The organism is Microbacterium sp. Kw_RZR3, assembly GCF_029222405.1.
Classification (GTDB): Bacteria; Actinomycetota; Actinomycetes; order Actinomycetales; family Microbacteriaceae; genus Microbacterium.
The window spans coordinates 1-9,634 of record NZ_JARHXC010000125.1 but is presented as its reverse complement, the minus strand read 5'-3'; the positions used below and the strand labels follow the sequence as shown (position 1 = coordinate 9,634).

Genomic DNA, 9,634 nt, shown 5'->3' with positions numbered 1-9,634 from the left:
GAGTGCGGCGTGGGTGCACGGTGGCGCGCTCGTCGAGCCGTCCCCGCACCACCTGCAGCGCTCGAGCGGTCGACGCGCGCGCATGGCGGGTAGCGGCCGAGTGGTCTACCACGACGTCCTGCTCGACCCGGCGGACGTCATCCACATCGCGGGGGTGGCCGTGTCGACGCCGACCCGCACGCTCGCCGATCTCGCGCGCCTGGGACACCACGACGCGGCGGCGCGGTGGGCCTGCTCCGACCCCGTTCTCGCGGAGCAGGCGAGACAGTGGATCCTCGCCCGGCCCCGGGTCCCCTACGGTCGTCGCGCTCTCGATGTCCTCGATGGCGCGGTGCCCCACGACGCTCCCCGCCACGACGCTGCGCTCAACGACGCTGCGCTCAACGACGCTGCGCTCAACGACGCTGCGCTTAACGACGCTCCCCGCCACGACGCTGTGCCTCAGTACGCCAAGCCCCACCACGCCGTGCCCACGACGCGGGCAACGCTAGGGAGCGCTGAGCGTCACGACGAGGTGACGCGGTAGACGTCGTAGACGGCATCGATGCGTCGCACGGCGTTCAGCACGCGATCGAGGTGGACGGTGTCGCCCATCTCGAAGACGAACTTGCTCAGCGCGAGACGATCGTTCGAGGTCGACACGGTCGCCGACAGGATGTTGACGTGGTGCTCGCTGAGGACGCGGGTGACATCGCTGAGCAGTCCGGAGCGATCGAGGGCTTCGACCTGGATCTGGACGAGGAACAGACTCTTCGTGGTCGGCGCCCACTCGACATCGATGAGCCGGTCGGGATCTTCCTTCAGCGACTTCACGTTCGTGCAATCGCCGCGGTGCACGGAGACGCCGCTCCCGCGCGTGACGAAGCCGACGATGTCGTCACCGGGCACCGGCGTGCAGCACTTCGCGAGCTTGACGAGGATGTCGGGGGCACCGCGGACGAGAACGCCCGAATCGCTGTTGCGCGGAGCGCGACGGCGACCGACCTGTGGCAGGTCGATCGGTCCGGTCGAGGTGTCTTCCTCGCTGACCAGTGCGGTGACCTTCTCGATCACCGACTGCGTCGAGACGTGGCCTTCTCCGACCGCCGCGTAGAGCGCTGAGACGTCCTCGTAGTGGAACTGTCGCGCGACCTCGGTGAACGAGTCCTGGCTCATCAGACGCTGCAATGGCAGGTTCTGCCGGCGCATCGCGCGGGCGATGGAGTCCTTCCCCTGCTCGATCGCCTCTTCACGACGCTCCTTCGTGAACCACCCGCGGATCTTGTTGCGCGCGCGGGTGCTCTTGACGAACCCGAGCCAGTCCTGACTCGGACCCGCGTCGGGGTTCTTCGACGTGAAGACCTCGACGACATCGCCGCTCTGGAGGGCCGTCTCGAGCGGCACCAGACGACCGTTGACCTTCGCACCCATCGTGCGGTGCCCGATCTCCGTGTGCACCGCGTACGCGAAGTCGACCGGCGTGGCCCCCGCGGGCAGCCCGATGACCCGGCCCTTCGGAGTGAAGACGTAGACCTCTTTTGCGCCGATCTCGAAGCGCAGCGAGTCGAGGAACTCCCCCGGGTCGGCGGTTTCCGCCTGCCAGTCGGAGATGTGCGCGATCCACGCCATGTCGGCGTCGACGGCCTTGGCATCCGCCTTTCCACCCGCCATGCGCTCTTTGTACTTCCAGTGCGCAGCGACGCCGAACTCGGCCTGCTGGTGCATCTCGTGCGTGCGGATCTGGATCTCGACCGTGCGTCCGCCGGGGCCGATCACCGTCGTGTGCAGCGACTGATAGAGGTTGAACTTCGGTGTCGCGATGTAGTCCTTGAACCGCCCCGGAAGCGGGGTCCACCGTGCGTGGATCGCGCCCAGCACCGCGTAGCAGTCGCGCACCGTGCCGACGAGGATCCGGATGCCGATGAGGTCGTAGATGTCGTCGAACTCGCGACCCCGCACGACCATCTTCTGATAAACGGAGTACAGCTGCTTCGGTCGGCCCATGACGCGACCGCGCACGCGGAGCTCGCGGAGATCGGCGTCGACCGCGTCGATCACGTTCTGCACGTACTGCTCGCGCTGCGGCGTGCGCTGCTTCACCAGGCTCTCGATCTCGGCGTAGAGCTTCGGGTGCATCACGGCGAACGAGAGGTCTTCGAGTTCGCTCTTGATGGCCTGGATGCCGAGACGGTGCGCGAGCGGCGCGTAGATCTCGAGGGTCTCGGTGGCCTTCTTCGCGGCCTTGTGCGGCGGGACGAAGCCCCATGTACGCGCGTTGTGGAGGCGGTCGGCCAGCTTGATGAGGAGCACGCGGATGTCTTTCGACATCGCGACGATCATCTTGCGGACGGTCTCGGCCTGGGCGCTGTCGCCGTACTTGACCTTGTCGAGCTTGGTGACGCCGTCGACGAGCATGGCGACCTCGTCGCCGAAGTCGGCTGCCAACTCGTCGAGCGGATATCCGGTGTCTTCCACGGTGTCGTGGAGCAGCGCGGCCGCGATCGCCTTCGGTCCGAGGCCGAGTTCGGCGAGGATCTGCGCCACGGCCAGAGGGTGCGTGATGTAGGGCTCGCCGCTCTGGCGCTTCTGCCCGTCGTGCGCCTTGTCGGCGACCGCATAAGCGCGTTCGATAATTCCGAGATCGCCCTTGGGGTGGTGCGTGCGGACCGTGCGCAGGAGCTTGTCGACGTCGTCGCGACGCGCGGCGCGCGAGAAGATGCGCGGCACGAGCCGTCGAAGCGAGGACGGCGGCGGAGCGGAGGCCGTGGTCTCGGTCATCGGTGCCCTCCCCGTCGTGACGTCAGTCGATCAATCCTACGCCCGGCGGAGCGGGCCCCCGCCGTCAGGCGGGGACACCCGCCTTCTCGCGCGCGGACCGCACGCGAGCGTCGCGCTGGGCGATCACCGGCTCGCGCTCGCGCAGGAGGGCGTAGAGCGGAACGGCGACGAAAAGCGTCGAGTACGCGGCGACGAGGGTTCCCACGAAGATCGACAGGGAGATGTCGCTCAACGTGCGGGCACCCAGCGGCACACCGATGAAGAGGATCGCGCCGATCGGCAGGACGGCGACGACCGTGGTGTTGATCGATCGGATGAGGGTCTGGTTGGCGGCGAGGTTGACGGACTCCGCGAAGGTGCGCCCGGAGATCTCGCCGTCTTCCCTCGTGTTCTCCCTGACCTTGTCGAACACGACCGTCGTGTCGTACAGGGCGTACGACAGGATCGTGAGGAATCCGATGACGGCCGCCGGCGAGATCTCGAATCCGAAGAGCGCGTAGATCCCGATCGTGATGACGAGCACGTCGACGAGGCCGATGATGGCCGCGACCGACATCTTCCACGTGCGGAAGTACAGCGCCAGGATGAGGAACGTCAGGGCGAGGAAGATCGCGAGACCCCACAACGACTGTCTCGTGACGTCCGCACCCCAGGTCGCTCCGATGAAGGAGTTGGTGACCTCCGAGGTCGGCACCTTGTACGCGTTGGCGAGAGCGGCCGACACGGCCTGCGTCTCGTCGTTGCTCATCTGATCGGTCTGCACGCGGACGGCTGAGTCGCTGATCACGGTGACGCGGGTCGTCGCTCCCGGGACGACCGAGGTCACGGCCTGCGTCGCGAGCGACTGGTCGAACGTCGACGGATTCGACACCGTGAACTGCGAGCCACCGGTGAACTCGATCGAGAACTGGATGGGCCGCACCAGGGGCACGAGCGCCGCACCGATCACGAGGAGCGCGGCGATGAGGAACCAGATCCGGCGACGCTGGACGAAGGGGAAGGAGGTCTTCCCCGAGTAGAGGTCGTTACCGAGCTGCGTCATGGAGCGCATCAGTCGTCTCCCTCCTTCGTGGAGCGGCTATCGCCGCGGGCGGCGGCGAGCTCGGCCTGCTTGCGTTCCGCGATCGTCTGGCGGCGCTGCGCCTCGCCGCGCGAGCGCTTGGTGCGGCCGCTGTCGGCGATGGGTGCCCGGAACTGCGCGCGACCGCGATACACGGCACCGAGGGCTTCGGGATCCATGCCGGACAGCGGGTGACCCGAGCCGAAGAACCGTGTGCGGGCGAGCAACTGCATCACCGGGTGGGTGAAGAGGATGAAGATCACGATGTCGATCGCGGTCGTGAGCCCGAGGGTGAAGGCGAAGCCCTTCACCGTGGCATCCGCGAGGATGTAGAGCACGACGGCGGCGAGGATGTTGATCGACTTCGAGATGTAGATCGTGCGCTTGGCGCGGGACCACCCGTCCTCGACCGCGGCCGTGATCGACTTGCCGTCGCGCAGCTCGTCTCGTATTCGCTCGAAGTAGACGATGAACGAGTCCGCGGTGAAGCCGATCGTGATGATGAGGCCCGCCACACCGGCGAGCGACAGGCGGAAGCCCATGCGCCATGCCAGGATGCAGAGCATCACATAGGTGAGCACGGCCATCACGCCGAGCGACGCGATGATCACCGTGCCCAGTGCGCGGTACACGATCAGCGAATAGAGAGCGACGAGCGCGAGACCGATCAGACCCGCGATGAAGCCGACCTGCAGCTGTTGGGATCCGAGCGTCGCCGAGACGGTGTCGGAGCTCACGACGTTGAAGCTCAGCGGCAGCGCACCGTACTTCAGCTGATCGGCCAGTGCCTTCGAGGACTCCTGCGTGAAGCTGCCCGTGATGCTGGGGCGGCCGTCGAGGATGATGCCGTTCATCGACGGGGCCGACAGCACGGATCCGTCGAGGACGAACGCGAACTGGTTGAACGGGGGCTGCTTGCCGTACAGGCGCTGGCTGATCTTGCCGAACTTCTCGGTGCCCTGGTCGTTGAAGACGAGGTTCACGGCCCAGCGGCCGGTGTTCTGCTCCTGACCGTTCGTGGCATCCGCGATGTCGTCTCCGTCGATCTCGACGGGACCGAGGATGTACTTCGTGCCGTCCTGCAGGCCGCACGTGATCATCGGCTGATCCGCGGGGGCCTCGGCGGGGTTGCTCGGCGGGTTCGCGCAGTCGTACGCGAGGAACTGCGCCTGCAGCGCCGGGGTGATGTACGCCGGGTCGCTGCCGTCCGTCGGGGACGCGGTCGGCGTCGCGGGCAGGTTCGGGTCCGGTGTCGGATACGGCGTCGTGTTGCCGTCGTCGCCGACGAACGTCGTGGCGGGCGAGCCGGTGAACAGCACGGGGCGCAGTTGCAGCTGCGCGGAGCTCTGGATCCGCTGACGCGTCGCCTCGTCCGCCTCGCCGGGGATCTGCACGACGATCTTGTCGCTTCCCTCGGTGGCGATGTCGGTCTCCCCGACACCCGAGGCATCGACGCGCTGGCGGATGATCGACACCGCCTGCTGAAGCTGCTCGGAGTCCGGGGCGGCGCCATCCGTGGTCTGCGCCTGCAGGATGATCTGCGTTCCGCCCTGCAGGTCGAGGGCGAGGTCAGGGGTCCAGGAGCTCGCCTTGAAGGCGTACACGCCGAGGGCGTTGAGGCCGAACAGCACCGCCGTGATGGCGAGGAGACCGGTCAGAACGCGCCAGGCATGGCGGACGGGAGGAGAGGGCGCCACGGAGTCGGCTTTCTATGCGGCGGAACGGAAGAACGAACGGTCGAGGTGTCAGGCCTGCGGACGGTCCTTGTCGGTGCGGTCGGCGTCGGCCTCGGCAGCCTGACGTGCGGCGCGGTGGTCGTCGCTGATCGAGGTGATGTCGCCGTCGGCGACGCCCGCGACGTACTCGGCCTCAGTCTCTTCCGCCTCGATGAACTCGTCTTCGGTGACCGTGCCCGACGCCGGGTCGACGATGCGGAGGACGGCCTGGCTGTGAACCTTGATGACGACACCGGGAGCGATCTCGACCTGCGCCGGCTTGTCGAGGTCTTCGCCGTCGTACTCGACGATGGTGCCGTACAGCCCGCCCTGGAGCAGAACCTCGGCTCCGGGGACCGTTTGTCGTGCCTTCTCTTCGAGCTCGAGCTTCTGCTTCTTCACGCGACGCCGGGAGCTCACGAACATGAAAACGATCAGACCGGCGAAGACGACGACGAGAAGAAGACTGGAGTCCATGGAGGCGGTGCACCTTTCGGGTCAGGCGCGCCGTGCGGCACTGCCTAGCGTAAGTCAAGCGGGGGTCGGGGAATCCCCCGCCGAGTATAGGTCATCACCCCTGGCTGAACCGGAGCAGGCCGTCGGGGTGGGGAGCGCCGAGGTGGTCGTAGGCCTCGGGGGTGGCGACGCGACCGCGCGGCGTGCGACCCATGAAACCGATCCGAACGAGGTAGGGCTCCACCACCGATTCGATGGTCTCGGGCTCTTCGCCCACCGCGACGGCGAGGGTGCTGAGGCCGACGGGACCGCCGCGGAAGCGACGGACGAGCGCATCGAGAACAGCACGGTCGAGGCGGTCGAGACCGATGGCATCCACGTCGTAGAGATCGAGAGCGGCGCCGACGGTGTGCACGTCGGCATCTCCGTCGTCCGTGCCGGCCGAGGGCCCGTGGACGACTAGATAGTCGCGCACGCGCCGCAGCAGGCGGTTCGCGATGCGCGGCGTCCCTCGCGAGCGTCGGGCGATCTCGGATCGCGCCGTGCCGGGGAGCCCGACGTCGAGCATGGATGCCGATCGCGAGACGACCTGCTCCAGCTCTTCGGGCTCGTAGTACTCGAGGTGCGCCGTGAAGCCGAAGCGGTCGCGCAGCGGATTGGGCAGGAGTCCCGCGCGAGTCGTCGCCCCGACGAGGGTGAACGGCGAGAGATCGAGGGGAATGCTCGTGGCCCCGGCCCCCTTGCCGACCATGATGTCGATGCGGAAGTCCTCCATCGCGAGGTAGAGCATCTCTTCAGCCGACCGCGCCATGCGGTGGATCTCGTCGATGAACAGCACCTCGCCCGGGGTGAGCGATGAGAGCAACGCGGCGAGATCCCCCGCGTGCTGGATCGCCGGACCGCTCGAGAGGCGAAGGGGTCGACCGCTCTCATGCGCGACGATCATCGCCAGCGTGGTCTTCCCGAGCCCCGGCGGGCCCGAGAGCAGGATGTGGTCGGGCGAGCGTTGCTGGATGCGCGCCGCGTCGAGCAACAGCTGGAGCTGCCCGCGCACCTTCTGCTGCCCGACGAACTCGGCGAGTGAGGTCGGGCGCAGCGCCCCCTCGATCGCGAGCTCTGTCTCGTCGTCGGGGGTTCCGGCATCGCGGACGTCAGCCACCCACGGTCTCCTTGCGCGCGGGACCGAGGAGCGCGAGCGTGAGGCGCAGGAGCGCCTGCACCGAGGAGCGGTCGCTCTCGGAGGCGCTCTCGGCGACGGATGCCACGGCTTCGGCGGCGGTGCGCTCGGTCCAGCCGAGACCCACGAGGGCCTGCGTGACCTGCAGGGGCACCTGCCCGTGCGCGGCGACGGCTGCGGGGGCGGCCGCGGGGATGACGGCGAGCTTGCCGGCGAGCTGAACCACGATCAGCTTGGCGGTTTTCGGGCCGATGCCCGACACGCGTCGGAAGGGCGCATCGTCGTCGTCGGCGACCGCCTGCGCGATCTGCGGAACCGTCAGCGACGACAGCACGCCGAGGGCGGACTTCGGGCCGACGCCGGTGACGCTGATCAGCTGCGTGAAGACCGTGAGCTCTTCCCGGCTCTCGAAGCCGTACAGCGAGAGGGCGTCTTCGCGCACGATCAGGTTCGTGTGCACATGGACGTCGTCTCCGACATGCACGGTGCGCGCGAACTGCGAGGTGACGGCCACCGAGAAGCCCACGCCGCCCACCACGATGACGAGGGAGTCGTCGGCGACGTGGGCCGCCGTGCCGTGGAGCGAAGAGATCATGCCTTCAGCTTACGCATCGCTTCGTACATGTGTTCGAGCGACACGAGGCTGTGGAGAACGCCGCTTCTCGGCATCCCGCCATGCTCGCTGGGCGGGCGTGAGCGTCGTCTCGCCCGTCGCGGCGACCGGTCCCCCGCGCCACGCGTGGCAGAGAGCGATCGCGAGGGCGTCCGCCGCGTCCGCGGGTTGCGGCAGCGCGTCGAGGCGGAGGACGCGCGCGACCATCGTCTGCACCTGCAGCTTGTCGGCCGAGCCATAGCCGGTGATCGCCGCCTTGACCTCGCTCGGCGTGTGGGTGGCGGCCGGGATGCCGTGCTCCGCCGCGAGCAGGAGGGCGATACCGCTGGCCTGGGCGGTGCCCATCACCGAGTGGCGGTTGTTCTGCGCGAAGACGCGCTCGACGGCGACCACGTGCGGGTCGTGCGCGGAGAGGATCTCGCGGATGCCGGCGGCGATCGTCGCGAGACGCTTCTCGATCGGATCCGTCGTCGACGACCTCACGACCCCGACGTGCACGAGTGAGGCCGTCCGGTTCGGCGACACGTCCACGACGCCGATCCCGCAGCGGGTCAGGCCGGGATCGATACCGAGGACGCGGAGGGAACGAGACACGGCCCCCACGCTAAGCGCAGGGGCCGTGCTCGAGGTCAGGGCGCGCCCTTACTCGTCGTTCTCGAGTTCGGCCTGCACCTCAAGGGTGAGGTCGAAGTTCGTGTAAACGTTCTGCACGTCGTCGCTGTCTTCGAGCGCGTCGATCAGACGGAACACCTTGCGGGCGGTGTCGGCGTCGACCTCGATCTTCAACGAGGGGACGAACTCGACGTCGGCCGAGTCGTACTCGATACCCGCTTCCTGCAGAGCGGAACGCACCGTCACGAGGTCGCTCGCCTCGGTGATGATGCCGAAGCCCTCGCCGTGGGGCTCGATCTCTTCCGCGCCGGCCTCGAGAGTCGCGAGCATGACGTCGTCTTCGGTCGTGCCCTCGCTCGGCACGACGATGACGCCCTTGCGGCTGAAGTTGTAGGCGACGCTGCCCGGGTCGGCCAGCGTGCCGCCGTTACGGCTGAGCGCCGTGCGCACCTCGGCCGCCGCACGGTTCTTGTTGTCGGTCAGACACTCGATGAGGAACGCGACGCCGTTGGGGCCGTAGCCCTCGTACATGATCGAGGTGTACTCGACGGCCTCGCCGCCGATTCCCGCACCGCGCTTGATCGCGCGGTCGATGTTGTCTTTGGGGACCGAGGTCTTCTTGGCCTTCAGGACGGCGTCGAAGAGGGTCGGGTTGCCCTGCAGGTCGGCGCCGCCGAGCTTGGCCGCGACCTCGATGTTCTTGATGAGCTTGGCCCACGACTTGGCGCGGCGGGCATCGACGACCGCCTTCTTGTGCTTGGTCGTGGCCCATTTGGAGTGTCCGGACATAGGTTCCAGTCTAGAACGCGGGTGCGGCCGCGCCGCGTCGCCCGCGGACGTGCTTGAGGAAGCGCTCGTGGAAGCGCGTCTCGCCGGTGGATTCGGGATGGAACGCCGTGCCCAGCAGTCGCCCCTGCTCGACCGCCACGACCCGTCCATCGGGAAGGGATGCCAGGGGCTCGGCATCCGGACCCCACTCGACGACCGCGGGGGCCCGGATGAACACGGCATGAACCGGCGGGTCGCCCAGGGCGGGCACCGCGAGGTCGGTCTCGAACGACTGCGTCTGGGAGCCGAAGGCGTTGCGCTGTACCCGGACGTCCAGGCCGCCGAACGTCTGCTGGCCCGTGATCGCACCGTCGATGCGGTCGGCGAGCAGGATGAGTCCGGCGCACGTGCCGTACATCGGCATCCCGTCCTCGATCGCCGCGCGGATCGGGTCGAAGAGGCCGAAGGCGCGCGCG

9 protein-coding genes and 1 pseudogene are annotated in these 9,634 nt (G+C 68.1%); 1 reads left to right on the top strand and 9 read right to left on the bottom strand.

Going from position 1 to position 9,634, the window contains the following annotated elements:
- Positions 1 to 526 (top strand): annotated as a pseudogene (locus P2P98_RS06815) (hypothetical protein); the annotation flags it as partial.
- Here the strand turns inward: P2P98_RS06815 and P2P98_RS06810 are convergent.
- From P2P98_RS06810 to pdxT, 9 genes are all read right to left on the bottom strand, one after another.
- Positions 505 to 2,757, bottom strand: coding sequence for a bifunctional (p)ppGpp synthetase/guanosine-3',5'-bis(diphosphate) 3'-pyrophosphohydrolase (locus P2P98_RS06810; protein WP_275798407.1), 2,253 nt, complete (start codon positions 2,755 to 2,757; stop codon positions 505 to 507). The pseudogene P2P98_RS06815 and the gene P2P98_RS06810 overlap by 22 nt on opposite strands.
- 64 nt (positions 2,758 to 2,821) lie before the next feature.
- Positions 2,822 to 3,808, bottom strand: coding sequence for a protein translocase subunit SecF (secF, locus tag P2P98_RS06805; protein ID WP_275798405.1), 987 nt, complete (start codon positions 3,806 to 3,808; stop codon positions 2,822 to 2,824).
- A complete protein-coding gene (gene secD, locus P2P98_RS06800) occupies positions 3,808 to 5,514 on the bottom strand; it encodes a protein translocase subunit SecD (RefSeq protein WP_275798404.1) in 1,707 nt (568 codons plus the stop codon). The genes secF and secD overlap by 1 nt, the downstream gene beginning before the upstream one ends.
- 48 nt (positions 5,515 to 5,562) lie before the next feature.
- Positions 5,563 to 6,009: a preprotein translocase subunit YajC gene (locus tag P2P98_RS06795; protein ID WP_275798402.1), complete on the bottom strand. Its 447-nt coding sequence runs from the start codon at positions 6,007 to 6,009 to the stop codon at positions 5,563 to 5,565.
- 94 nt (positions 6,010 to 6,103) lie between these two features.
- Positions 6,104 to 7,147: a Holliday junction branch migration DNA helicase RuvB gene (ruvB, locus tag P2P98_RS06790; protein WP_275798401.1), complete on the bottom strand. Its 1,044-nt coding sequence runs from the start codon at positions 7,145 to 7,147 to the stop codon at positions 6,104 to 6,106.
- Entirely contained in the window at positions 7,140 to 7,760 is a 621-nt protein-coding gene (gene ruvA / locus P2P98_RS06785; RefSeq protein WP_275798399.1) for a Holliday junction branch migration protein RuvA, read from the bottom strand. The genes ruvB and ruvA overlap by 8 nt, the downstream gene beginning before the upstream one ends.
- Before the next feature lie 9 nt (positions 7,761 to 7,769).
- Complete coding sequence (gene ruvC, locus P2P98_RS06780; protein ID WP_275798397.1) at positions 7,770 to 8,372, bottom strand: crossover junction endodeoxyribonuclease RuvC; 603 nt, start codon at positions 8,370 to 8,372, stop codon at positions 7,770 to 7,772.
- A gap of 48 nt (positions 8,373 to 8,420) precedes the next feature.
- Complete coding sequence (locus tag P2P98_RS06775; RefSeq protein ID WP_275798396.1) at positions 8,421 to 9,179, bottom strand: YebC/PmpR family DNA-binding transcriptional regulator; 759 nt, start codon at positions 9,177 to 9,179, stop codon at positions 8,421 to 8,423.
- A 10-nt stretch (positions 9,180 to 9,189) separates the two neighbouring features.
- Positions 9,190 to 9,634, bottom strand: a 445-nt coding sequence (pdxT, locus tag P2P98_RS06770) for a pyridoxal 5'-phosphate synthase glutaminase subunit PdxT (RefSeq protein ID WP_275798395.1), incomplete at its 5' end; no start/stop codon positions are given.

Excerpts from the sequence above, each read along its gene's own strand:
- P2P98_RS06810 (WP_275798407.1), bottom strand. The coding sequence starts at position 2,757 with ATGACCGAGACCACGGCCTCCGCTCCGCCGCCGTCCTCGCTTCGACGG.
- secF (WP_275798405.1), bottom strand. The coding sequence starts at position 3,808 with ATGCGCTCCATGACGCAGCTCGGTAACGACCTCTACTCGGGGAAGACC.
- P2P98_RS06795 (WP_275798402.1), bottom strand. The coding sequence starts at position 6,009 with ATGGACTCCAGTCTTCTTCTCGTCGTCGTCTTCGCCGGTCTGATCGTT.
- ruvA (WP_275798399.1), bottom strand. The coding sequence starts at position 7,760 with ATGATCTCTTCGCTCCACGGCACGGCGGCCCACGTCGCCGACGACTCC.
- P2P98_RS06775 (WP_275798396.1), bottom strand. The coding sequence starts at position 9,179 with ATGTCCGGACACTCCAAATGGGCCACGACCAAGCACAAGAAGGCGGTC.